The following is a 24,199-nucleotide window of genomic DNA, read 5'->3' as shown; positions in this document are numbered from 1 at the left end:
TTACCTCCTTAGAACCAAGAGTCCGTAGACAAGTCCCAGCACTATTGTGGCTATTCCGCTTGGAGGGATGTCTGTTAAGTAAGCCAGCACTATAGAGAGTACTTGCACTGAGAGGGTTAAACCCAAACTTATCCCGAGAATCTTTCTCAAATCATTGCTGAGCATCACGGCTATTGTCCCAGGCAGAACTGCCACAACTTGCAGGGTTATCAGCCCGACAGTTCTGACTATCAACGCACCAGTGGCTCCTACAAGGACATAGAGCAGAGTAAGGTAGAGCCTCGCATTGCCAGAATAAGCCTCAACTCCCTCAGCATCAAAGCTGACGTACAGGAAATCACGGTAAAATGCGAGCATGACAAAGAATATTACGGCACCCCCCAAGACCAAAAACATCAAGTCGTTGAGGGTTATCAGAAAAAGCTCCCCGGTTAAATATGAAACCACACTCTGGGAGAGGGCAAAATAGGGCCTGCTTGCCATAACCTTGTACAGAACTCCAAATGCCAATACTGTCGAGCCAGCTATAAAACTCGCTATTACTCCTATTGCAGTGTCACTGCTGAATCCCCTGTCTTCAAGGAGAGCAATCAAGACAACAACAAAAATCGTAACTATTAGCGCCATCCACAGAATAAGGGAGAAATTTTCAAGTATCAGCCCGAGTATCATACCCAAAACTGCCCCAAAGAGCAGAGTATGGAAAGTGGCGTGAGTAAGGAAAGCCAAGCCTTTCATGTTTATTAGAGGACTTAACATACCCAGCAAAACACTCACCATTATACCTGCTAAAAGAGCCCTGAGCAGGTACTCGGGGATCATTTTCTCTCCCTCCCGTGAATGTGGACATCCCCTATAAAGCAGTACATTCTTTCTCCCACTTTAACAGCTTTAGCTAAAGACCCATAAACCTTGGTAATTATTTCATCCCTTAGAACTTCTTCCGGCGTTCCAAAGGCCACAAGTCTTTTATTGACAAGCATTACCTTGTCCCCTATTTCAGTTAATGGATTTGGGTCGTGAGTTGTTATTATCATCGTGATTCCCATTTCTCGCTTTATCTTTGCAAGTACTGAAACGACTTCCACTCTTGCACTGGGGTCAAGGGCCGATAAAGGCTCATCCAAAAGGAGAAGTTTAGGCTTTGAAACGAGTGCCCTCGCTAATAAAACCCTCTGCTTCTGCCCCCCGCTGAGTTCCGCAAACCTTTTGTTTTTAATATCACCTAATCCCACAAATTCTAAAGCCTCTTCCGCTTCTTTTAAGACGGATTTCGGGATATTAAAATGGATGAAGCCTCTTTTGTAAAGGGCACCCATTGCAACAACTTCAATGGCCTTTAGAGGTACACGTTCGTTGAGAGAGTGGCTCTGAGGAACGTAAGAAATTAAATCCTTTACTTCAGCAGGAGGCTTCCCAAAAACAAGAAGCTTGCCCGTATATGACTTATGAAGGCCCGCAATTGTTCTAAGAAGACTCGTTTTTCCTGCACCGTTTGGACCCAGCAGAAGAAGGGTCTCTCCACTACTCAGCCTAAAGGTTATATCTTCAACCGCCCTGTAGCCATCATAATAAATTGTCAGATTTTCAGCTATTATCAATATCTCACCCACAGTTAGGGTTACCTAAAAAATTTAAAAATGTTACCCTTAAAGTCCAAAAGCCCCCTTAATTCCATTAATCACGAGTTGAACCGCCATTGAAGCCAGTATAAGCCCCATCATTCTTGTAATAAGCCTTATTCCAACTTTACCAAGTTTCCGCTGGACTTTTTCTGCAGACATGAGCACTATGTAAACTGAAAGGCTAGCCACAACAATCGCAAGGAGTACAGCCACTTTCCCCAGATAGCTGGTATTCTTTGCCATATATATCATTACAGTTGTTATTGAGCCAGGCCCCGATATCAACGGAATTGCAAGTGGAATTATAGCAATCTCGCTTAGGGTTACTGCCTCTTCCTCCTCTTCGCGGGTTATTTTTATGGTCGAAAGGTGACCACTCAGCATTTCCAAGGCCATTCTGAAGAGCAGAATGCCCCCTGCAATTGCAAAGGCATCTATTGTAGCGCCAAAAAACTTGAATATCCACTCTCCCACGAGTGCAAAGGTCATCAGGGTCATGAAAACAGCCACAGAAGTTCTCTTTGCCAGGCTTATCCTCCCTTCGTATGACTTACATTGCTGGACAATGGAAAGATACACTGGGACAGCTCCTATTGGGTTCATCACCGCAAAGAGGGCCGCAAACACATAAAGGAAAGTTTTAAAAAATAGCAGCATTTTCACTCACCAAAAATCTTTTCCAGCATCCATTTTTCGTCAAAGGGCATTAAATCCCCATACCCCTGGCCAACCCCAACAAAGAGTATTGGAGCCCCGATGGCATGAGCTATGCTCAATGCAGCACCTCCCCTCGCATCTGCGTCAAGCTTCGTTAGGATAACCCCATCAATCTTAACCGCCTCATTGAACTGTCTCGCCTGTTCTATTATTGCATTTCCTGCAAGGGCATCTCCAACAAATATAACAAGGTCTGGCTTCGCAACTTTGACTATCTTCTTCATTTCATCCATTAGATTTCTGTTCAGCTCGTTTCTTCCGGCGGTATCTACTAAAACCACGTCAATTCCCCTTGCTTTTGCGTGCTCTATAGCATCGTAAGCCACAGCCGCCGGATCAGACTTATAGCCGTGCTTAATGAGCTTAACACCCACCCTCTTTGCGTGTTCCTCTACCTGCTCTATAGCTCCCGCCCTAAAGGTATCGCTGGCAGCAATAACGACGCTAAAACCATTTTTCTTAAGCCAGCTGGCAAGTTTAGCTATTGTGGTGGTCTTCCCGCTACCGTTGAACCCAACAAAAACTATCACGAACGGCTTTTCCTGTTTTGATTTTATCATCTCTAACAAATCTATGCGCCTTTCAGGCGTTAAGACTTCAAGTACTGCTTCTTTAACCGCTTTCTCAACAATCTCCTTTTTGTTTGTACCTATCTTAACCTTCTGTCCAACAAGTTTCTGTTTTATTTTTTCTTTAAGCTCCTCAACAACTTCCAAGGCTACATCAGCCTCTAAAAGCTCCAGCTCAAGATCCCAGAGTGCGTTTTCAACGTCTTTTTCGCTTATTTCAGTTTGAGCCACCTTATCCACGAATGAGCTTAATTTTTCCTTTAGTTTTCCAAACATTCGCCCTCACCGGGTTGTGATCACCAGATGAACTTATAAATATGAGCCTCAGCGATAGCTGGTTACATCACATCTCAGCTCCGAAACCGCTCTTCATCGGCTGTTGAGAAATTAGACCTTCCAGTTTAAGGACTTTTTGATAGCCAACCAAAGGGGATATAAAAGAGTATCGACAGACTAAGAAAGGGTGGATAACTTGATACGGGCTTTTGTAAACGGAAAAATATACGTCTCTTTTAAACCACTGAGAACTGCAGAAGCTATTGTAATAGCCAATGAAAAGGTTATTTACGAGGGAAAAAGTGAAAAGGCCCAAAAAATTGCCGAAGAGCTCGGAGGAGAAGTAGTAGATCTGGGCGGAAAAACTGTTCTGCCGGGCTTTATTGATTCACATATGCATCTAAACTCCCTCGGACAGTCTTTGAAAATGCTCAATTTAAAGGGGACAAAAAGCATAGAGGAACTAAAGAGGAAGCTCGAAGAATACGCAGAAAAAACAAGCACGAGCTGGATTCTTGGCTTTGGATGGGACCAGGAGGAACTTGGAAGGTATCCCACGAGAAAAGATTTGGACGAGGTCGTCGATAACAAGCCCGTGCTTCTGTATAGAACCTGCTTCCACGCGGCTGTACTGAACACGAAAGCTATAGAAATCGTAGGTTTGGACGAAGATGAAGACGCAGACCCTGAAACCGGAATAGTAAAAGAAAACGCCCTAGAAAAGGTGAGAGATGTTATCAATGAAACTTTAACGCTCGAAGACTACAAACACTTCATCGAAGAGGGGGCAAAGTTCGTTCTTTCTCAGGGCGTCACAGCGGTTGGCTTTGTGAGTGTAAATGAGAAAAGCCTTAGGGCCCTCTTGGAGTTAGATAACAAAGAAAGGCTCCCCATTAGAGTTTTTGTGTATCTGAACCCTTCCCTTCTTAAAGAACTAAAAGGCCTGGGGCTCACCAAAGAGGTTGGAAGTAGTAGAGTAAAGATCATGGGGATAAAAGTCCTTGCGGATGGAAGCCTTGGAGCCAGAACAGCGTGGCTTTCTAAGCCCTATGCAGACGCCCCAACAACCGGACATCCCAACATAAGCAAGGAGGAACTCGAAGAGATAGTGAGAGAAGCCCGCCAGCTGGACCTCCAGATGGCTGTCCATGCAATAGGTGATAAAACAACCGATATGATCCTAGACGTCTACGAAAAGTTCAGGGGAGAGAGAAACCGTATAGAACACGCATCAATTTTGAGGGAAGACCAAATAAAAAGGATGAAAGAGCTTGGAGTTGTTGCCTCGGTTCAGCCGAGGTTTGTAATAAGCGACTGGTGGGCGGTACGGAGAGTTGGGGAAGAGAGGGCAAAGTGGATTTACCCCTTCAAGAGCATGCTGAAGCAAATCGTGATAGGCTTCGGAACTGACTCTCCCATAGAACCCGTAAATCCGTGGGAAACAATCTACGCAGCAGTTACCAGAGGAAAATTTGAGAATGTTGAGACCTACCTGCACACAAAAGACGAATGTCTATCCCTAGAAGAAAGCCTTTACAGTTACACATACGGCTCTGCATATATAATGCACGCCGAAGATGACCTCGGAACCCTCGAAGAGGGTAAATTCGGAGACTTCGTTGTGGTGGACAAGGATCCGTTTGAAGTTGAAGAGAAAGAACTGAAAAACATAAAAGTTCTAGATGTCTACGTAGGAGGTTCAAAGTATTACTAGCTCCCTTTCGGCGTTTGTGAGCCTCTTTCCCTTTTTTTCCACAGCTACGTCGTCTTCTATTCTCACTCCTCCAAGATTGGGAATGTAAATGCCCGGCTCAATGGTAAACGTCATACCTTTTTCAAGAATTCTCTCATTCGTTTGACTTATATAGGGCTCTTCATGCACTTCAAGCCCAAGTCCATGCCCCGTTCTGTGGATGAAGTAGTTACCATAACCTCTCTCGGATATATAATCCCTTGCTGCCCTGTCAACATCCTTAGCCTTTATTCCTTCGCGGACACTCTGAAAAGCACTCTCTTGGGCTTCTTTGACAACCTCATAGATTTCTTTGAGCTTTTCATTCGGGTGCCCTATGGCTATGGTTCTCGTGATATCGGAGCAGTAACCTTCATACTTTGCCCCAAAGTCAAGTATCACGAAGTCTCCGGGCCTTATTTTTCTTTCACTCGGTGTATGGTGAGGATTTGCAGCATTTTTCCCAGAAGCCACTATAGGCGAGAAAGACACTCCGTCCGCAAGCTCCCTGATGAGAAACTCAATTTCCAGCGCAATTTGCTTTTCACTCTTTCCCACCAAATCCCTGCTTATTATTTCATAGAAAACCTTGTCTGCAATTTCAGCGGCCTTTTTCATCAGGCTTAGCTCCTTTTCATCTTTGCGCATTCTCATCTCTCTTGTAATGACGCTCAGCGGATAGAGAGTGCAGTCCTCCAAAAGTCGCTCAATGTGGATTAGAAAGCTCGCCCTCATCGTATCTTCCACCAGGATCTTACCGCCCTTCAAATTCAGAGAAGCTAACACCCTTTCAAGGATTTCATAGGGGTTCTCTTCATCGCTCCAGAATACTGAATTTTCCCATTCAACCTCGTTTTCGTAGAGCTTGGGCGCTATTAGAACGCTTTCTCCCTCTCTGTTGACCAAAAGGAGAAAAAGTCTCTCCTCGGTCGCCTGAGGGGCCATACCGGTTAGGTAATATAGGTTGCTGCCGGGGGTTATCAGCGCACCATCATAATTACCTTCCCGAAGAAACTCCAAGAATTTCTTCATCCTGTCCACATATACCACCATGAAGAAACTCGCGGGCAAAATTTATAAGGCCTCTCCCAAAGTTTTCTTGGGTTGCCCCGGTGGCCTAGTCTGGATAGGGCGCGAGGCTGCGGACCTCGAGGTCCGGGGTTCAAATCCCCGCCGGGGCGCCACATCTTATTCTCATATTCCACAATAATAAAAACGACCAAAAATTTTTAAATAACGCCTAGTAATTAAAATACAGAGCGTTTCTCATACGCCGCATTTCCCCACTCCGAAACAAAGTAGTATTCTGGAGGTGGTAGAGATGATAGAGGACGCGTTGATGCTCTATCTGCTCAGCAATGCAGGAACCAACCAAAAGAAGAAAAAGAAAAGAAAGCTCCTGGTTCTTTGATCCTTCCGAATTTCGAAAAGCTTAAATACTCCTTTTTAGTAAAATAAAGTTAGAAAAATTGGGGGGTGGTAGGAATGGCATACGTGGCAGTACTGGCGAACATCAACGGAAACTTCCCAGCCCTCATGAAAGCCCTCGGAAAAATTGAGGAACTCAAAGAAGAAGGCTACGAGATTGAAAAATATTACATCCTCGGAAACATAATTGGATTGTTCCCCTATCCAAAGGAAGTTCTTGATGCTCTTGATGACCTGATAAAGACCAACAATGTAAAGATAATCAGGGGAGAATTTGACCAGATAATAGCCATGAGTGATCCCCATGCCGAAGGGCCGGATTATATCGATGAACTTGCAATCGAGCCGTATGTAAAGAAGGCATTAAAATACACCTGGGAAAAGCTTGGCCATGAAGGAAGGGAGTTCATAAGAGATTTGCCTATATACCTAGTTGATAAAATAGGCAAGAACGACATTTTCGGGGTCTACGGAAGCCCATTAAACCCCTTCGAGGGCAAGGTTCTTCCAGAGCAGCCTACCTCATACTATGAAGCCGTCATGAGACCGGTAAAGGACTACGAACTTCTATTAGTAGCATCACCAAAACTCCCGGTCAATGCCATGACAAGGTACGGAAGGGTAGTATGTCCCGGCAGCATTGGATTCCCACCGGGAAAAGAGCACAAAGCAACTTTTGCCATCATAAACGCTGATAACCTGCACACAAAATTCGTAGAAGTTGAATATGACAAGAAGATCATAGAGGACAAAATAAGAGCAGAAGGATTACCAGAGGAGCTCATTAAAATCCTCTATCACGGAAAGGTTTAAACAGCTCGAACACCCTTTTTATTTCTTTTCTGAATATTCCAACGTATGCCACAAAAGCCAATAACAGGAGAGTTTTTGAGAGAAATACAGTGAACTGCAGTAGAAGAGCCACAGCAAATTGAGTATAAGAAGTAAGCGAAACTCCCAGCTTCTTGTTTGCCACAACTAATGTGCCAGTTAGTATCGTTAGATATCCCAGAAAGAGCCCGAAAACAGCCCCATATTCTCCAAAAGGGCTTATCGAGAATATCCAAGCAGCGAGAGAAACCACAGCGCCCAGGAGTGAAATTATGGTCCCTTCTTTTACATATTTTGTCGAGTTCAGCGCCACTATGCTGGGGTTGTACGCTATATACGTTTCTACCGCCATGAGAGTTAGGTAGAACTCTCTACCCAGATTAAACCCAAAGAGTAGCGATAAAATTTCTCTTCCGACAAGCATAAGGATAAAAACCGCCAAAGCCACTATAAAGGACAGCAGCTTCGTGGAGTCTTCAGCAAGTCTCTTCACGTATTCCATCTCATTTTTCCCATATTTGTAAGAGTATAAGGGCATTATCGCAGATTGAAGCACCTGAGGCAGGTAAGTCAACAAAAATGCCGCCGAAAGAGAAGCCGAAACAATGCCTGCAGCTTCAGGAGAAGCAAGCTTCTCGGTTAGGAAGTATGGGGCTTGAATAAGAAAAACCCCCGAAACTGTCCCAAGAAATGCAAAGCTGGAATACCTCAAAAGAGGTTTAAGGGTCTCCAAGGAGGGTTTTCCAAACAGCCTCTCCCTAAAAAGGTACAAAAATCCAAAAATGGCCACGCCAGAAAGAAGGCCAATGTAGGGGAGGTAGTAATTTTCCGACAAAAATCCTCCAATAAATAGCACAAACGCTCCAATCATTGTATAAGCGTAAACCTCACCTTTGTGAAGGCCATAGATAAAGCTGCGAAACGTCAGCTGGAGAGCCCTCAAGACTGCCAGGATGGCCAGATAAAAGTTAAAAGGAACTAAAACCAAGCCAGCTAAAGGGAAAGAAAATCCCAAAGTTGCTATGGACTTTATTTTTTCCATTTCCTCTCTCCCTAGAAACTCGGAGGCATACTTCCCCAGAGCAACTGCAAAAAAGCTCAGTGGAACTGCCAGTAAAAATGCCTGCGATATAAGTGAATTTACCTTTCCCAAAACTTCGACACCAAATCTTCTTGAGATAACTATGCTGTAAATAAGCCTGCTGAGGCCAAAGAGAGCAAGGGCAACTATACTCGCTATTGAATGCCGAAGCATAACTTTTCTCTCATAACTCATAAGAGAAAATAAATAAAGCAGAATTTAACCTTTGCGGAAGCCCAAATAAAAGCCCGCAACAAATGCCCCTGTTCCGGGTAAAATCCCCACTACTTTATCAGCCAAGCTTAAGGTTGATGTAGTTGCACTTTCCGCAAAGTTAAAGAGGGCATCGGTGTTTATTGTTATAACTCCTTTTTGCTGGAGCCAGAAAAGGCTTAAAATGTATGCACCTATCAAAGTGAGTACTATTTTTATGAACTTTTTAAGCGCATAACCTGTGATAAACCCAACAGCAGCCCCTATACCCATATCACCCATTATTCCGCCAAAGTCGAAGTTCATAGTGACTCACCATTTGTCTTTAGGTTTCTGCAATTAAAACCCTTTTGCTTTTGGATTTTACAGTGGCAAAATGTTTAAATTGTATAAAAACTATCTTATATAAGCATAAATGTTTTAAGAGCAAATAATATGTGTCATTGAGGGTGATACATATGGCAACACCTATGGAAAGACTCAAAGAGAAGATGACAAAAGAAGTTATGTGGATCTACATACTGAGACTGCTAAAAGAAAGGCCTATGTACGCATATGAGCTCAAAAATGAGATAAGGGAGAGATTTGGATTTGAACCCGCCACCGTGAGCAGTTATGTAGTGCTTTACAAGCTCGAACACGAAGGCTACGTCACTTCAGAATGGCAGGAGAGCGAGACTGGAAAGCCCTCCAGAAAATACTACAAGCTTACGGAAAAGGGAGAGAAACTTCTCGAAGAAGGAATAAAATTTATAGAAGAAATGCTGAACAAGCTCAAATGACTCTAACGTCCTGCTCCTCCTCTTGGTTCTCTAGCCTTTGCTCTTAGTCCCTTGTATCCGCACTTCCTGCACTTCTCTGCTTTCCAGGGGTTAGTAGCACCACACCTCATGCATATGTACTTCCTAAATAGCCTTGCCTCAGCTTCAGGAAACCTCGCCATTTTAATCCCTCCATGATCTTGACTGTGTTCACTTACAAGCATTTCTTTTTAAGCTTTACCTTTTTGAAATACCGAAAGATTTTTATTCAGACTTTGCTCTCTCACTTATGAGCGGGGGTGCCCGAGCCTGGCCAAAGGGGACGGACTTAAGATCCGTTGCCGTAGGGCTGCGCGGGTTCGAATCCCGTCCCCCGCACCACTTTTGTAAAATCATACTCCCTTCTGAGAAACTTGTCTTGAAAAATAGATTCTTCCAACAAAAATTAAATAAGAAATCAAAGCTTCCTCAAACTTGGAAACCAGTATTTTTTACCCTTCTTCTCTTTTTCTTCGTCCCATTCGTGTAAGATTTTGACAGCTTCACTAGCAACCAATGCTGCTTCTTTTTCACCGGCTTTTCCAAACTCATTGGTTATTCTGTTCGCAAAAACCGCACAAACACAGCCTGCCTTAAGACCATAAATGTTTGCAAGGGTGTAGAGTGTAGCCGCTTCCATCTCAAAGTTCGTGACCTTGGCTTGTCTCAGGTCATCTATGAGGTGCTTTGCAAAGCTCGGGAAGTAGCCGTTCAATCCAGGCCTTGCCTGACCTACATAAAAGCTGTCAGTAGAAGCGGTAATTCCAACGTGGTACCTAACCCCCAATGTTTCCGCAGCTTCGATCAGAGCTAAAGTGACCTCAACATCGGCACTTGCCGGATATTCTACTCTCACATACTGCTTTGATGTTCCCTCAAGTCTAACGGCAGCTTTTGCTATTATCAAATCCCCAATCTCTATTCCGGGCTGAATTGCCCCTGTTGAGCCGACCCTAATGAAAGTGTCAGCACCTATTGCCGCTAATTCTTCTATCGCTATTGCCGTTGAAGGTCCTCCTATTCCCGTTGAGGTAACGCTTATAGGAGCACCCTTGTACCTTCCAGTGTGTGTTCTGTACTCCCTATGGAACGCTATTTCCCTCGCTTCATCCCAGAGAGAGCTTATCTTGGGAACCCTCTCAGGATCGCCGGGGAGCAGAACATATCTAGCAACATCACCGGGCTTGCAGGCTATATGGTACTGGTATCCTTCTTCCGTTTGAGGCCTATCCGCAGGCATGAATTTTTTCATTTCTCTCACCTCCACATGAATTTTGGAAAGGGATATATAAATGAAATCCCTACCCCAAATGGTGAGACAATGCTGAGATGTCTGAAATGCGGAAGAACTTACGAGGACTTTAAAATTATGTGCAAATGCGGTGGAGCCCTTGAATACATTGGAGAAAAGAGGGGGAATTTTGAAAGCTTGTTGAGAAAAGAATTCTTAGATATAAGGAGATACCTCAGTTTCTTGCCCCTAAAAGAGGAGTTTTTGCCGAGGCTTACGACTCCAATAACCCCGATAGTGGAGAGAAAAATTGAAGGGGTTAACGTTTTCTTCAAGCTCGAGTACTTAATGCCAAGCGGGTCCTTCAAAGACAGGGGCACCTATGTAACCATCGCAAAGCTGAAGGAAGAAGGCATAAGCGAGGTAACGCTCGACTCTTCAGGAAACGCAGCGTTAAGTTTAGCCCTCTTTGCAAAAAGCGAGGGGATAAAAGCCCACATCTTCATTCCAAAACATACAAGCGAAGGAAAAAAGAGACTTCTCAGGCTGCTGGGAGTAGAGGTTCATGAAGTTGAAGGGTCACGAATGGAAGTGCATGAAAAGGCAAGAAGCTTTCTGGAGGGAATTTACATATCTCACTGGTACAACCCGTATTTCCTTGAGGGAACAAAAACGGTAGCTTACGAGGTTTATGAGCAGATAGGGAGTGTAGATTATGCATTAGCGCCCACCGGAAGTGGAACCCTGTTTTTAGGCCTCTACAAGGGGTTTAAAGAATTGGAGACACTTGAAGGGACAAAAACTCCCAGAATGATCGCTGTCCAGGGAAAAGGGTATGAAAGCCTGTGCAAGATGAGTGAAGAAAAAAGCAGGCTTGCAGAGGGGATAGCAATTCCCGAACCTCCCAGAAGAGAGCAGATGCGTAAAGCCCTAGAAGAAAGCAATGGAATCTGTATTTCCGTAGGAGATAAAGAAATCACAGATGCCATAGAAGACCTCATCTCCATGGGTTTCTTAGTTGAGCCAACAGCAGCAACAGCATATGCTGCATTTAAGCTGCTCTTAGAAGAAGGCTATTTTGAAAAAGGCGCAAAAGTGCTTATCACCCTCACCGGTTCTGGACTGAAAAACATTTAATGGAGCCGGGAGGGGGATTTGAACCCCCGTAAAGCGGATCTGCAGTCCGCCGCCTCACCTCTAGGCTATCCCGGCATTTTTTCCCGAAGAATATATTTTGGCGCCGCGGCGGGGATTTGAACCCCGGAGGGACTGCGCCCACCGGCTTAGCAGGCCGGCGCCATACCAGGCTAGGCTACCGCGGCACGTCCTACATTAACCAACATTAAGGAGTTTGGGAGGGTATTTAAAGTTTTCGCAAACGGCAACATTGAAGATAGGTATAAATACCCCCTCGGTACATTTAAAGCTGATGGAGCTCTTTAACTCAAAGCTGTGTGCTCTGTGCAAAGGAAGGAAACTCCTCTGTGGAAGGCCTACTTGCCCGATTCTCGAACGCTTTAGGGTAGTGAGGACTGTTGAGCAAAAGATAAACCGCAGAGAGATTTTTGGTTCCTCCCCTCCAAGCATATTCGTTGGTGAATACGGCTATCCAAAAGTCCGCATCGGGCCCCTCGTTCCCCCGATAGAGGGGAACACCTCCCATCTCGACAGTCCCCTAAAGTGGGAGAACAAAACAATAAGGGATATCCTTTACTACCGCTCCCTTCTGGTTATGGGGGAAATGCAGGCCGATATTAACGTGAGAAAGAGCGGAAGAATTCTTGAAGAAGTTCAGGAGCTGGCAATGTCGATAAAGCCTGTGGACAGCGAAATCCTTCTCAAGAGAAAGCCGATTTTAAAAGTCCTTCCAAGTGAATTTGCCCCGCCCATAGGGCCAAAGGCAGAACTTCTCGACTTCGAGCTCACAGAGAATCCAAAAATACCGAGGAAAACCGATTACGTTGTGGGGGATGAGCTGAAAGCCGAGCAAGCAATAATGAGACTCTACAACTGGGGCTTTGATGAGTACTACATAATAAGACTCCTCTCTGCAGGACTTTTGGGCATTAACAGAAAGCTCGTTCCAACAAGATGGAGCATCACAGCTGTGCAGGATACAATAGGGAAAAAGCTGAGAAAAGAAATCCTGCATTATGAGCCTATAAACGAATTTGAGCTCTACTTTTACGAATTCCTCGGCAACAGATATGCCGTGCTTTTGATGCCCGAAACTTACGCATTTGAACTTTTGGAGGTCTGGCTCAAAGGCTCTTTGTTTGGAAGTGACGAGCCTGAAGTAATCCACGACTATGAGGACTTTCACGGGATTAAGGGGTACGCTGAAGAGACCACGGGGGCGTATTATGCCGCCCGTTTGAGCGTTCTTGAAAGCCTCAGGAGAAGAAGGAGGCAGGCAAGAATAATAGTGTTCAGAGAAGTAACTCCAAAGTACTACGCTCCCGTAGGTGTGTGGCAGATAAGGGTGGGGGTAAAGAAAGCCATGGAGAATCAGGTAGGAAAATTTAACACACTCCAAGAAGCCTTCAATGAACTCAGAAAACTCCTTGAGCTAAAGCTTGAGAAATATCTAGAAAAAAGCTGGATTCTGAGGATGAGAAAGCAGAGAACACTCGACTATTACCTCAACTATCAAAGGACATTTTAATATCAAAACTTCCGAAGCTTAAACTTTTTAACCAGCTTTTCTTAGGATAATTTATGAGAAAAAAACTCGCCCTCATAAGCCTCGACGGTAGCGGAGTTTACAATTTAGAGCACATGCCCTTCTTAAGTGAGCTAGCGGAAGGAGGGTTCTCCATAACGGTCGACTCAATATTTCCCACACTCACGGATTTAGTCCACACAAGCGTTATGACGGGGGTTCCGCCAAGGGTTCACGGAGTTGTGGAAAACGGTTACTACGATAGAATAGCCGATAGAAAGGTGAATTTTTACGAGTATGAAGTCGCTTTTAACCCCCATAAAGTCATAAAGGCAAAAACGATAGTCGACATCCTTCGGGAGAAGGGAATAAGGAGTGCCTCTGTTAGCGGCTATACAATGCCTCCCTTCAGCGGTACCCACGTTAGAATATTTCCCCCGTTTTTCAGCGACGATAACCTCTATAGGGAACACGGAAGAGACTGGAGAAAAGATAAATGGGTTTTAAATTCTGCCCTTTACCTCTATGAAGAGTGCAAACCGGATTTGCTCTTGGTTCACTTCTGCTCGATTGATGGTATGCAACACGATTACGGGCCCCTAAGCGATGAAGCCATGAAAGCCGTAGAAACCGTGGATACAGCATTAAACGTTTTGTGGGAGAGGCTCAGGGATGAATACGCATTTATAATCTTTGCAGACCATGGACAGGAAAAAGTCCACACGTGGGTAAACCTGAGGAATTACCTTAAAAAACACGGCATTGAAACGCTGAGGGTCTCATCCGGAGGGGGAGTGCACGTTTATCTAAAAGACCCAAAAGAAGCAGAGGAGGCGTATCCGCTGTTAAAACGAGCCCCGGGAGTTAAATACGTCTTTTCCAGGGATGATCTGCCCCATCTGAACACCCCCAACAGCGGGGAGCTCATAGTCTCCGCCAAGGAAGGGTACTGGTTCTGCTCTCACAGGCTTTGCAATGGAATTAAGGGAACGAGCTACTGGACAAGGGGTATGCACGGCTCGATGAACGAGCCAGTAATGAAAGTTCCGCTGATTTTGTGGGGGTTTGAAAATGTAAATACTGAAAACGCTAGCCTTTACGATATAGCCCCCACCATATTGAAGTTCTTTGGGATAGAAAAACCCGAAGACATGGTGGGAAAAAGCCTAATTCGATAACCAGCTGTTAGAATTAATGATAAACCGAAAGTGGAAAAGAAATAAAAGAGCTCACCTTGAGGACTGTGCAATCCTCTCGATTTCTTCCTTCTTGCTGTATGCGAAGCTCTTTGTATCCTTGTTTGCTGCTGCGATAATTTCTTCAGCCAAAGCTTCGGCATAGCTTGTCTTGTTGCGGTAGCACTTTGCTGATGCACCAAGGGCAATGTTTCTCAAAGCAACGTCAAGTCTTCTCAGTGGGGAGATATCAACTGCGATGTGGTACCTAACTCCACCGAACATGACGTTTGTGGTGTCTTCCCTTGGGGCGGAGTTCTCAATTGCCTTAACAAGAACCTGGATTGGGTTCTGCTTTGTCCTCTGCTCAATGATCTTAAAGGCCTCTTTTACAACCTCATAAGCTTTAACTTTCTTGCTCATTAATGAGCGGTGTTCTCTCCTCATGAAGTGGCCGCCTACTTTGTAGCTTGAAGCACCGCTTCTCATGACTTTGTTTATAAGTCTCTCAACCACATGGACATTGGCCTTACCGAACTGCTTCTTAGCGTGCCTTCCGTGGTTGTGTGGGAGAATTCTTGGTTCAAGGTTAATGTAAGGTCTGAGTGATGGGTCCTCAACTACTACATCCTCAACGCTCCATCTCCCGAAAACCTTGAGATCCTTTGGGATAAAAAATCTCTCTTCCAATGGTTTGGCCATGAGCATCACCTTCTTGGCTTTTCTTTTCTACCCTTAACTATTTCTTTGAGGGATGTTCTGTTAACCATGACAACCTTGTATCTAATTCCTGGAATGTCACCTACAGCTCCACCCTTTGGACCACCAATTCCCTCTATGATAACTTCATCGTGCTCGTCAATGTGCTTGATAGCACCGTCACCTGGTGTGAACGCTGTAACTACCTTACCGTTCTTGATGAGCTGAACTCTAACAGCTTTTCTCATACCTGAGTTTGGCTGCTTAGCCTCAACTGCAATCTTTTCAAGGACAATTCCTCTCGCCTGTGGTGCACCTTCAAGCGGGTCGCTCTTTTCCTTGAGCCTGAGTACTCTTCTTTTGTAAGTTATGTCGCTCCACCTAAACTTCTTTCTCTTAAGCTTGAGCTTTCTTCCAGCAAATTCTCCGTAAGGAGCTTTCTTTCCAGCCATGATCATCACCTCAAATTACCACGACTTCCTCAATCCCGTGGTGCCTCTCCATTAATTCTTTGACGAGATTTATGTTTTGCCCCCCTCTACCTATCGCCTTGGGCTTATCTCTTTGAGTCACATCAAGGAGGGCAACTTTTTTCCCATCTTTCTTTTCAGTTATGTGAACTTTTTTAATCCTTACGCCCATTGTTTTATAAATGTTCTTGAGGAATTCTTCCGGATCCTCTGAATGTTCTATGAGCTCAATGTCCTTCCCCAACATTCCCTGTATTCTCTTAACGTTGCTGCCCCTCTTGCCTAATGCCAAACCCATTTCTCCCTTCTTGATGACAAATATTAAGCGATTCCTTGCTGAGTCAATTAAGCAGTCGAGCACTGTTGCTCCTGTAAAGCTCTCAAAGAGTGCAATGTACTTTATCTGGTCTGTGTTTAGCTTGAGTGGCATGCTCACTTACCTCCAGCAAGTGCAAGTATTTTGCTCTCTCCAGGCTCTACTATTGCCAAGGATGCAATCACGAAGGGCTTACCGAGCATTGTACCCAGCTCAACGCTTGTCCCCTCGAACTCATAAACTGGAATGTTGCTGAGCTTTGCGTAGTAGTTAATATCATCCTTGATTTCCTTTGGTGCGTTTTTAGCAACAATGATGAGCTTTGCACCACCAGTCTTGGCAAGCCTAACTGTTTCATTTGAACCGATGACAACTTTTCCTGTCTCAAAGGCTTTTCTAAGCTCAAATGCCAAATCCATTACCTACACCTCCTTACTCTTCTTCTATGGGTTTTTTAATCGGTAACTTCATTGCCAGTTTAACGATTCCCGTTCCAACCGGAACGGGTTGGCCAATTAACACGTTTTCAACCACACCGTTGAGGGGGTCAACTTCTCCCCTTTCGGCAGCTTGAAGTAAGTGTTGAACGGTAATCTCGAATGCAGCTCTAGCGAGCACACTTGCCTTTGTACCAACCACACCATGTCTTCCAATGGGTCTCACAATACCATCGAGGGTCATCATATCGGCGACGAGCATGATGTGTCTAACATCAACCTCAAGACCCTGCTCTTGCATCGTTCTTGTTATTTCTTCGATAATGGCATTTCTTGCCGCTTCAATGCCAAGTACTTCTGCTATTTCGTGGATGTTGTTTGTCCTTGTCCTCGTCGGGTCAACGCCAGGAACTTTGAGTACCTGTTTGAAGTTTGAGCCCTCTGTATAGATGACGTATTCATCGCCCTCTTTTCTGATAATTGTTTTTCCTACGCCTGAGAGTCCTTTCAAGCGATGCTTTTTAACTTTATCGGCGAGCCTTCTTAATGTTGAAACACCCTTAGCCTTTTTCATTCTGATTATCAATGTGTTCCCATCAATTTCGATTTCTGCGGCCTTGAATGAGCGTTCAAGCTTTGCTTGGATCTTCTCCATTGTTAAACCGCTTTTCTCAAGGCGTTCTGGGTCAACATCAACCACGAATTCCATGTTGAGTATATCAAGCGTCATACTTCTGGCAAGGCTTTCGAGAGTTGTTCCCTCAATTCTCCTCGCAACCTCACGAGCCTTTTCTGAGTCGTATCTATGCTCCTCGTCGAGATAAACTGTCATAATTGGAGTTGATGGGTTCTTTCTTGCATCAACAATTTCAATGATTCTTGGGAGACCAAGGGTAACGTTAATTTCAGCAACACCCGCATAGTGGAAGGTGTTAAGGGTCATCTGTGTAGATGGCTCTCCAATTGACTGTGCGGTAACTGTTCCAACAGCCTCTCCAGGTTCTATTAGGGCTTTTTCGTATTCCTTAACGACCTCATCAATTATTGCCTCCACTTCTGCCTTCTGCAACTTGTACTTTTCGTTGTAAGCGAGGAGCTTCTCCAAAAGCTCCTCTCTAACTCTCTCTGGCAACTGGGAGGCTTTGCTCTCTACAAGCTTTTTAATAGTTGAGCTTGAGACCATAACATCTCACCCCTTTTCCCTGAGCTTTATTAAAGTCCTCATTATCACTCTATCAACGTCTACTGTTTTTCCGCCCCAGCTCTTCATTGGGTCTACTCCATCTTCACCGTAGCGGAACTGCACTATAATTCCAGTTGGATCCCTTACCGTTCCATCGTAGTCTACCTTGAGGTCTTGGAGTGCGTTGATCAATCTACGTTGCATGTAACCGCTCTGGGCTGTTCTAACGGCTGTATCGACAAGACCTTCTCTACCACCCATTGCGTGGAAGAAGTACTCCTGCGGAGTCAATCCACTCTTGTAGGAGTTGACGACAAAACCTCTTGCCCTCGCTCCAAGATCTCCAGGTTTAAAGTGACTCAACACCCTGTTTCTGTAACCTCTGTAGAGTCTCTTACCTCTAATCGACTGCTGTCCAAGCATAGCGGCCATCTGAGTGATGTTGAGAATCTTACCTCTTGCTCCAGTTTTGGCCATTATAACGGTATGGTTGTTCATACCCAGATACTTCTCAGCAACTTTACCCGCGTTATCTCTGGCCTCTGACAACACGGCCATTATCTTGCTCTCAAGGGTCTCTTCGAGGGTTTTACCGGGCAATGGTTCAAGTTCACCGTTCTTGTATGCCTCTATTAGCCTTTGAACCTTGTCCTCTGCCTCCATTATTATCTCTCTAATCCTTGCCTTCGCCTCATCGGGAAGGTCTTCGTCATCTATTCCGGTTGTGAACCCTTTGTGAGTAATGACCCATATCGCAAGCTTTGTAACCTGATCCAAGAACTGCCTAGCCCTCTCAACACCGTACTCTCTGACTATAATGTCAAGGATTCTTCCGTCCTCTCTACCGTAGGCCTTTTTGTCTATTGCACCACTCAACAGTTTTCCATTGCGGATGTAAACAAAGCCATCTGTGGCAACCTCTCTAATCTCTTCTTCACTGGGCACCAGCTTCTCTTCAATGAGCTTTTCAATGGGTTCACATTGAGATGGATCGTCACAAAGCTTGTTGCGGTACCAGATTGTTAGGTCATCCGGCAATAAGAGGGAGAATATAGTCTTTCCACTCCAGTACTCAACGCCGTTTTCTACCTTATCTGGTTTTGGAAGCTCCTTCACATCAACACCTGCAAACATCAACATCTGCTCAACTTCGTATTTCGTGAAATATGCTCCTTCCCTTGTCAGCAGATAGCCACCGGATATGTGATCTTGAATTCCACCTATTATTGGTCCTCCGTATCTTGGGGAGAGAATATGATTTTGTACTTCCATAAGGATCTTAGCCTCAGCCTGTGCCTCTTCCGTTTGTGGGACGTGGAGGTTCATCTCGTCTCCATCGAAATCAGCGTTATAGGGAGGACAGACTGCCAAGTTAAGCCTAAATGTCTTGTAGGGCATAACCCTAACCCTGTGGGCCATAATGCTCATTCTGTGAAGGGAGGGCTGTCTGTTGAAGAGAACTATGTCTCCATCGAGAAGGTGCCTCTCAACTGTCCATCCAATATCAAGCATCTTGGCTATTGTTTCTCTGTTGCTTTCCATGAGACGGATTCTTCTTCCCTGCGGGTCTAGCACATAGTTGGCTCCCGGATACTTCTCCGGACCATTGAGGATCATCTTTCTAAGCTTTTCAATGTTGAACTCGGTTACCTTTTCTGGGACGGTGAGCTCCATCGCAACGACCATTGGCACGCCAACTTCGTTTATACTTATCATTGGGTCTGGGCTGATAACAGTTCTTGCAGAGAAGTTAACACGCTTACCGCTAAGGTTCTTCCTGAATCTTCCCTCTTTACCCTTAAGTCTTTGAGCGAGCGTCTTGAGTGGTCTTCCGCTCTTGTGCTTTGCAGGCGGAATGCCAGAGGTCTCGTTGTCAAAGTATGTGGTCACGTGATATTGAAGGAGATCCCACAGGTCTTCGATAATGAGCTGCGGAGCTCCAGCTTCTATGTTTTGTTTCAAACGAGCGTTAATTCTTATTATGTCAACAAGCTTGTGAGTTAAGTCGTCTTCAGCCCTTATACCGCTTTCAAGGGTAATTGACGGCCTCACATTAACTGGAGGAACTGGCAAAACTGTCAAGACCATCCATTCCGGTCTTGATTTCTCGGGATCAAGACCAAGAAGAGGTAAATCCTTATCCGGAATCTTTTCCAGTCTGTCTCTAATTTCACTTGGCATCATTCTATGCCTATACTCATTTCCTTCCTCGTCTCTTCTTATCTCCCAGTATATTGTGGGTCTTTCGAACTTTATTTGATATTGGGGAGCACCGCAGTGTGGACAGACCATTCTTTCTCTTGCCTTCTTGTATATCTCAGTCACCAGGGCATCTATCTCGCTCTTCCTAGCTTCATTTACATTGAACTTTGTCATATATTCCTCTATTTCTTCATCGGTTAATCTAATTCTTCCGCATTCCCTACAAGTACTTTCAAGGATTCTGTATATCGTCTTTGCAAACCCTACGTGAATGACGGGCCTCGCGAGTTCTATATGTCCAAAATGTCCAGGACATTCTTTGTAATTTGCTCCACAGGTCTCACATCTAAGGTTTGGATCTATAACACCAAGCCTTCTATCCATTAATCCACCGTCAATTGGATAACCGTCCTCTGAGTATGTATCTGGCACAGTTATCTCAGCAGCGCTCATCTTCCTAATCTCTTGAGGAGACAATATACCAAATTCAATGCTTCCGATAACCTTTTTCATTGAGTGCATAGCTCTACACCCTCTCCTTGAGTTTTAATGATGGTCTAATAACCATGGCCTTTATCTCATCCAACAACAACTTGAATGCATAGCTTATCTCTACCTTGCTTATCTTCTCCTCTTCTCCACAGACTGGACAGTAAACCTTATCCCTACGCTTGTCCTCGACTGCCAAATGTCCACAGCTCTCACATACCCAGACCTCTGTTTTATCGCTCTCCTCCAGTAATCTCTCCACTAGGAGCATCGATGCACCGTGTCCAATGAGAACGTCACGCTCCATTTCACCGAATCTGAGACCACCTTCTCTTGCCCTACCTTCTGTTGGCTGCTTGGTGAGAACCTGTACTGGACCTCTTGAACGTGCGTGTAGCTTATCTGCTACCATGTGGTGGAGTCTCTGGTAGTAGATAACACCGACAAATATGTCTGCCTCAAGCCTTCTTCCGGTTATTCCATCGTACATGACTTCCCTTCCGTTGTGTCTGAAGCCAAGCTCCTCAAGTTCTTTTCTAAGCTTTTCTTCCGGCTCTCCAATGAAAGCTGTTCCGTCTATTCTTCTTCCCTTAAGTGAAGCAACTTTCCCGCCTATTGCTTCGATAAGCTGTCCGATGGTCATACGGCTTGGGATACCGTGGGGGTTGACTATTAAATCTGGAACTATTCCGCTCTCTGTCCATGGCATGTCCTCTTGAGGCACTATAAGACCGATAACACCCTTCTGTCCGTGTCTTGAAGCAAATTTGTCACCAAGCTCTGGAATTCTAAGGTCTCTAACCGTTACCTTAACGAGCTTTGTTCCATCTCCTGTTTCAGTCAGTATAACCTTGTCAACTACTCCCTCTTCTCCAGGTCTCATAGTTATGCTTGTCTCTCTCCTTCCCTGAAGTATGCCAGCACCTAAGCCAGCTTGCTCTTCAAGGAACCTCGGTGGGGAAGTTCTCGCAACCAGAACGTCCTTCCCTTCCACCTTTGATTCTGGGAAAATTATACCGTCTTCATCAAGGTGTCTGTAGTATTTTTCACCAAGGAATCCTCTAACAGTTGGATCTGGAATTTCGAACTTATCTGTCTGTCCACCCAGGTATTTCTTCTCTTCAGCCTCATAAGTTCTAAGGAACGTTGATCTTGCTAATCCCCTCTCGATAGAGGCTTTGTTCATAATAACCGCATCTTCCATGTTGTATCCACCGTAACTGAGAACCGCAACTACAAAGTTTTGACCTGCTGGTCTCTGCTCGAAACCTACTGCCTCCATAATCCTTGAATTAACGAGTGGAACTTGCGGGTAGTGCATGAAGTGACCCCTTGTGTCCACCCTTATTCTAAAGTTCGCCCAGCCCAAACCAAGGCTCTGCTTGGCCATACCTGCCCCATAGGTGTTTCTTGGAGCAGCGTTGTGCTCTGGGTAGGGAACGAGTGATGCTGGCAATCCAAGTATAGCGGCAGGCAGTATCTCAAGGTGAGTGTGTTCTTCTGTAACTTCCCAAGGCCACATTGCAACATAAGCGTTCTCTTCTTCTTCAGCGTCAAGATATTCAATTATTCCCATCCTTACGAGGTCGCTCCATTTGAGAGCTCCCTTCTTTATAGCCTCGACATGCTCCCTTGTAAGCTTAGGAACACCGTTTTCAACAATGATGAGGGGTCTTCTAACTCTACCATCATCACTGTTAATGTAAACTTCCTTAACGTCTTCATAGTAAGCAACGTTTATCACATCGCTAATTCTTCCTGCCCTTCTGTCCCCTCTGATCTTGTTTACCAAGGCAATGCCATCTTTGTATGTTCCGATAAGAACACCATTCAAGTAGATTCTCCAGTCATCTGGGTCTGGTCTTTTCTCTTCAATATGCACTATACCAAGGTTTTCCAGGTACTCCAGGACTTCTTCCTCGGGGATGGCGGTTGTTATCTGAGACATAAGTGCAAGGTTCTTGACCAGACCACAGTTGGGACCTTCGGGAGTTTCTGTTGGACAGATTCTTCCCCAGTGAGTACCGTGAAGGTCTCTCGCCTCAAAGTGAGGTTGCTCTCTGTCCAGAGGAGATGTAACTCTTCTCAAGTGGGAGAGTGTTGACATGTAGTTAGTTCTGTCCAGAAGCTGGCTAACACCGGTTCTTCCTCCCGGCCATGCTCCAGTTGCCAAAGCGTGTTCAATTCTCTCTGTTAGCACGTCGGGTCTCACAGAGTTCCTCACGAACCTCTGGATGTCCTGGAAGGTGTATTTCTCACCCTTTCTCTGGTAGGTCTTGGTAAGCTGATACTGCATGTCCTTCACAAGCTGACCAAAGGCAACCCTAAAGAGATCCTTCAGTAGATCACCAGCAAGTTTGAGCCTCTTGTTTGCATAATGGTCTTTGTCATCTTCCCTTCTAAGCCCAAGTGAGAGTTCGATAACCTTAAGGGCCATCATTCCAAGGTAATAGGCTTTTCTTATTCTGTCTTCTGGAGAAACACCCATGTGTGGGAGAAGGTTGTTGTCAATTATGGACTGAGCCCTCTTTAACCTGTACTCCTTCGGCTGTCCTGGCAGGGCTTTCTTTCCTATGTAGTCCAAGGCTTCTTCTTGAGTCTGTATGTCACTTGCATCTTCCAAGTTGTCAAAGAGAACTTGTTGAATCTCAGGGTTGTTGCTCACGGCATCCACAATGTCCTTATCACTCTCAAGTCCAAGGGCCCTCATGACGTAAACGAACTTTATACCACCTGGCACGTTTGGAATAGATACATAAAGTATGCCATCTTTTCTTCTCTCAACTGTTATCAAAGCTCTATAACCGTGCCTGTAGGAGAAGCACTTTGCCACATATCTGTTCTGCCTCTCGTCAGACTCTACAAGTGTTCTGTTGGGTGCCAAATCCTCGATAGATACGATAACTCTTTCAGAACCATTGATAATGAAATATCCTCCCGGATCTTTGGGATCCTCTCCATGAGCAATCAGCTCCTCATCGCTCAAGCCGTGAAGTCTGCATATTTTTGACTTGAGCATTACGGGCAGTTCTCCAATCCTAACCTCGACAGGCTCCTGCTCAATGCCCTTGACAACAGGTATCATCTCCAAGAATATTGGTGCTGAGTAAGTGAGATTTCTAATTCTTGCGTCCATCGGGTAGAGTGGCTTCCTCTGCCCGTGGGCTTCTTGAAACTCTGGCTCACCTAGCCTTATCCTTCCGAATTTTATTTCGAAGTCTGGAATGTCTGGCTTAACTCCGCCAAATTCGTTAACTACTTCCTGCATTCCGTAATCAATGAAAGCGTTGTAAGAATCGAGATGCTGCCTTACAAGTCCTTTTTCGTCCCAGTAGCTTTTCATAACTTCCCAAAGATCATCTGAAGTAACCTCAACAACAGTAGGACCTCTCATTTTCTCACCCCAAAAACTTCAGTCTTCCACAACAATCCTATAATAGTAGTAAACCCCCGCAGTGGGACTTTTTCTCTTTATTTCTATAACATCTCCCGGCTTGGCTCCAAGAGCTTGAACTGCTGGATCGCTTGCTTTGATTTGCGGTAACTGAGAAAGCTTAATCTTGTACTTCTTAAGTAGCTCTTCCTTTTCCTCTTCGCTGAGTATTCTATGCTCGGGAACTAACACATGATCAAATATTGTAAAGGTTTTTTTCGCCGTCACAGAGAATTGCCCCCTTTAAAATTTTTAGAAGGTACACCCTCTCACTACCTCCAGCTTTCGATTGGAGTATATAAGCTTTTCGTGAGTTTAGGGCGTGTTTATAGTAACCTTTATTAGGGTTTTTGCTGAATTCTTTCAGGTGGTTGTCGTGATCCCCAGATGGGATCACAGACTCAAAGACCCTGAAAGCGTGGCATTCGCAATTCTTGACGTTTTAGCAGACTTCGAATCAGAAGGAAAGCTGAAGAACCTGCCAAAATCCAAAAAATTTCCAGTAAAAACAATACTGGCAATACTCCTCTTTAAACAATACTACAACCTACCCCTCAGAGACGCCCAGCACTACGGCAGAAAATTCTTCGGAGCAAACATTCACTACTCAACCCTCCACAACTGGGAGAA

Annotated in this window: 24 protein-coding genes and 4 tRNA genes; 9 read left to right on the top strand and 19 right to left on the bottom strand. The window is 44.9% G+C overall.

The window, feature by feature from the left end; all coding sequences use genetic code 11:
• The 4 genes from GBV73_RS00140 to ftsY are packed head-to-tail and all read right to left on the bottom strand — an operon-like array spanning position 1 to position 3,187.
• Positions 1-822 carry a metal ABC transporter permease gene (locus GBV73_RS00140; protein WP_152878658.1) on the bottom strand — a complete coding sequence of 274 codons (822 nt, stop codon included), beginning with the start codon at positions 820-822 and terminating at the stop codon, positions 1-3.
• On the bottom strand, positions 819-1,601 hold the full coding sequence (locus GBV73_RS00135) for a metal ABC transporter ATP-binding protein (RefSeq protein ID WP_152878657.1): 783 nt from the start codon (positions 1,599-1,601) through the stop codon (positions 819-821). The genes GBV73_RS00140 and GBV73_RS00135 overlap by 4 nt, the downstream gene beginning before the upstream one ends.
• 48 nt (positions 1,602-1,649) lie before the next feature.
• Positions 1,650-2,282 carry a MarC family protein gene (locus GBV73_RS00130; protein WP_152878656.1) on the bottom strand — a complete coding sequence of 211 codons (633 nt, stop codon included), beginning with the start codon at positions 2,280-2,282 and terminating at the stop codon, positions 1,650-1,652.
• Positions 2,283-2,284: 2 nt separating this feature from the next.
• Positions 2,285-3,187, bottom strand: a complete 903-nt coding sequence (gene ftsY / locus GBV73_RS00125) for a signal recognition particle-docking protein FtsY (RefSeq protein ID WP_152878655.1) — start codon at positions 3,185-3,187, stop codon at positions 2,285-2,287.
• 187 nt (positions 3,188-3,374) lie between these two features.
• On the opposite strand from ftsY, the gene GBV73_RS00120 reads away from it, so the two are divergent.
• Entirely contained in the window at positions 3,375-4,901 is a 1,527-nt protein-coding gene (locus tag GBV73_RS00120; RefSeq protein WP_371716951.1) for an amidohydrolase, read from the top strand.
• On the opposite strand, the gene GBV73_RS00115 is transcribed toward GBV73_RS00120, so the two are convergent.
• Positions 4,887-5,951: a Xaa-Pro peptidase family protein gene (locus tag GBV73_RS00115; protein WP_225806925.1), complete on the bottom strand. Its 1,065-nt coding sequence runs from the start codon at positions 5,949-5,951 to the stop codon at positions 4,887-4,889. The two genes, GBV73_RS00120 and GBV73_RS00115, sit on opposite strands and share 15 nt — an antisense overlap.
• A gap of 74 nt (positions 5,952-6,025) precedes the next feature.
• On the opposite strand from GBV73_RS00115, the gene GBV73_RS00110 reads away from it, so the two are divergent.
• Positions 6,026-6,103 (top strand) — tRNA-Arg (locus GBV73_RS00110).
• 301 nt (positions 6,104-6,404) lie between these two features.
• The gene (locus GBV73_RS00105; RefSeq protein ID WP_004068052.1) at positions 6,405-7,160 is read left to right on the top strand and encodes a metallophosphatase family protein; all 756 of its coding nucleotides are present in this window, start codon (positions 6,405-6,407) and stop codon (positions 7,158-7,160) included.
• Here the strand turns inward: GBV73_RS00105 and GBV73_RS00100 are convergent.
• Both GBV73_RS00100 and GBV73_RS00095 read right to left on the bottom strand, forming a co-directional pair.
• A complete protein-coding gene (locus GBV73_RS00100; RefSeq protein ID WP_152878652.1) occupies positions 7,132-8,454 on the bottom strand; it encodes a lipopolysaccharide biosynthesis protein in 1,323 nt (440 codons plus the stop codon). The genes GBV73_RS00105 and GBV73_RS00100 overlap by 29 nt on opposite strands.
• A gap of 24 nt (positions 8,455-8,478) precedes the next feature.
• The gene (locus GBV73_RS00095) at positions 8,479-8,778 is read right to left on the bottom strand and encodes an FUN14 domain-containing protein (RefSeq protein WP_004068054.1); all 300 of its coding nucleotides are present in this window, start codon (positions 8,776-8,778) and stop codon (positions 8,479-8,481) included.
• 152 nt (positions 8,779-8,930) lie between these two features.
• Here GBV73_RS00095 and GBV73_RS00090 point away from each other — a divergent pair, with 152 nt between their 5' ends.
• Positions 8,931-9,254, top strand: a complete 324-nt coding sequence (locus GBV73_RS00090) for a PadR family transcriptional regulator (RefSeq protein ID WP_042701619.1) — start codon at positions 8,931-8,933, stop codon at positions 9,252-9,254.
• Between the two features lie 2 nt (positions 9,255-9,256).
• Here GBV73_RS00090 and GBV73_RS00085 read toward each other — a convergent pair whose 3' ends face one another.
• Positions 9,257-9,415, bottom strand: coding sequence for a 50S ribosomal protein L40e (locus GBV73_RS00085; protein WP_042701616.1), 159 nt, complete (start codon positions 9,413-9,415; stop codon positions 9,257-9,259).
• A 111-nt stretch (positions 9,416-9,526) separates the two neighbouring features.
• On the opposite strand from GBV73_RS00085, the gene GBV73_RS00080 reads away from it, so the two are divergent.
• A tRNA-Leu gene (locus GBV73_RS00080) sits at positions 9,527-9,614 on the top strand.
• 76 nt (positions 9,615-9,690) lie between these two features.
• Here the strand turns inward: GBV73_RS00080 and udp are convergent.
• Positions 9,691-10,524, bottom strand: a complete 834-nt coding sequence (gene udp, locus GBV73_RS00075; protein ID WP_152878651.1) for a uridine phosphorylase — start codon at positions 10,522-10,524, stop codon at positions 9,691-9,693.
• A 69-nt stretch (positions 10,525-10,593) separates the two neighbouring features.
• Between udp and GBV73_RS00070 the strand changes: the two genes are divergently transcribed.
• Positions 10,594-11,640 carry a pyridoxal-phosphate dependent enzyme gene (locus GBV73_RS00070; RefSeq protein WP_152878650.1) on the top strand — a complete coding sequence of 349 codons (1,047 nt, stop codon included), beginning with the start codon at positions 10,594-10,596 and terminating at the stop codon, positions 11,638-11,640.
• Here the strand turns inward: GBV73_RS00070 and GBV73_RS00065 are convergent.
• Positions 11,641-11,715: transfer RNA gene (locus GBV73_RS00065), tRNA-Cys, on the bottom strand. It abuts the gene before it with no gap.
• Between the two features lie 23 nt (positions 11,716-11,738).
• Positions 11,739-11,825: transfer RNA gene (locus GBV73_RS00060), tRNA-Ser, on the bottom strand.
• Between the two features lie 104 nt (positions 11,826-11,929).
• Between GBV73_RS00060 and GBV73_RS00055 the strand changes: the two genes are divergently transcribed.
• Both GBV73_RS00055 and GBV73_RS00050 read left to right on the top strand, forming a co-directional pair.
• Positions 11,930-13,168: an Nre family DNA repair protein gene (locus GBV73_RS00055; protein ID WP_042702284.1), complete on the top strand. Its 1,239-nt coding sequence runs from the start codon at positions 11,930-11,932 to the stop codon at positions 13,166-13,168.
• 53 nt (positions 13,169-13,221) lie between these two features.
• Positions 13,222-14,343 (top strand): alkaline phosphatase family protein, encoded by a 1,122-nt coding sequence (locus GBV73_RS00050; RefSeq protein ID WP_042701609.1) that lies wholly within the window; start codon positions 13,222-13,224, stop codon positions 14,341-14,343.
• 51 nt (positions 14,344-14,394) lie between these two features.
• On the opposite strand, the gene rpsG is transcribed toward GBV73_RS00050, so the two are convergent.
• The 8 genes from rpsG to GBV73_RS00010 are packed head-to-tail and all read right to left on the bottom strand — an operon-like array spanning position 14,395 to position 23,797.
• Positions 14,395-15,042 (bottom strand): 30S ribosomal protein S7, encoded by a 648-nt coding sequence (gene rpsG, locus GBV73_RS00045; RefSeq protein WP_152878649.1) that lies wholly within the window; start codon positions 15,040-15,042, stop codon positions 14,395-14,397.
• Positions 15,043-15,047: 5 nt separating this feature from the next.
• The gene (locus tag GBV73_RS00040; protein WP_042701606.1) at positions 15,048-15,491 is read right to left on the bottom strand and encodes a 30S ribosomal protein S12; all 444 of its coding nucleotides are present in this window, start codon (positions 15,489-15,491) and stop codon (positions 15,048-15,050) included.
• 10 nt (positions 15,492-15,501) lie between these two features.
• Positions 15,502-15,939: a NusA-like transcription termination signal-binding factor gene (locus GBV73_RS00035; RefSeq protein WP_152878648.1), complete on the bottom strand. Its 438-nt coding sequence runs from the start codon at positions 15,937-15,939 to the stop codon at positions 15,502-15,504.
• A 2-nt stretch (positions 15,940-15,941) separates the two neighbouring features.
• Positions 15,942-16,244, bottom strand: a complete 303-nt coding sequence (locus GBV73_RS00030; protein ID WP_042701600.1) for a 50S ribosomal protein L30e — start codon at positions 16,242-16,244, stop codon at positions 15,942-15,944.
• 13 nt (positions 16,245-16,257) lie between these two features.
• Positions 16,258-17,445 (bottom strand): DNA-directed RNA polymerase subunit A'', encoded by a 1,188-nt coding sequence (gene rpoA2 / locus GBV73_RS00025; RefSeq protein WP_152878647.1) that lies wholly within the window; start codon positions 17,443-17,445, stop codon positions 16,258-16,260.
• Positions 17,446-17,451: 6 nt separating this feature from the next.
• Positions 17,452-20,169, bottom strand: coding sequence for a DNA-directed RNA polymerase subunit A' (locus GBV73_RS00020; RefSeq protein ID WP_152878646.1), 2,718 nt, complete (start codon positions 20,167-20,169; stop codon positions 17,452-17,454).
• A 4-nt stretch (positions 20,170-20,173) separates the two neighbouring features.
• On the bottom strand, positions 20,174-23,530 hold the full coding sequence (locus GBV73_RS00015; protein ID WP_152878645.1) for a DNA-directed RNA polymerase subunit B: 3,357 nt from the start codon (positions 23,528-23,530) through the stop codon (positions 20,174-20,176).
• An 18-nt stretch (positions 23,531-23,548) separates the two neighbouring features.
• The gene (locus GBV73_RS00010; RefSeq protein ID WP_042701589.1) at positions 23,549-23,797 is read right to left on the bottom strand and encodes a DNA-directed RNA polymerase subunit H; all 249 of its coding nucleotides are present in this window, start codon (positions 23,795-23,797) and stop codon (positions 23,549-23,551) included.
• Positions 23,798-23,891: 94 nt separating this feature from the next.
• On the opposite strand from GBV73_RS00010, the gene GBV73_RS00005 reads away from it, so the two are divergent.
• A partial coding sequence (locus tag GBV73_RS00005; RefSeq protein WP_152878644.1) for a hypothetical protein occupies positions 23,892-24,199 on the top strand: 308 nt, incomplete at its 3' end.

Source organism: Thermococcus sp. 101 C5 (assembly GCF_009372125.1).
Classification (GTDB): domain Archaea; phylum Methanobacteriota_B; class Thermococci; order Thermococcales; family Thermococcaceae; genus Thermococcus_A; species Thermococcus_A bergensis.
The sequence above is the reverse complement of the archived record's forward strand: the minus strand, read 5'-3'. Positions and strand labels throughout refer to the sequence as shown.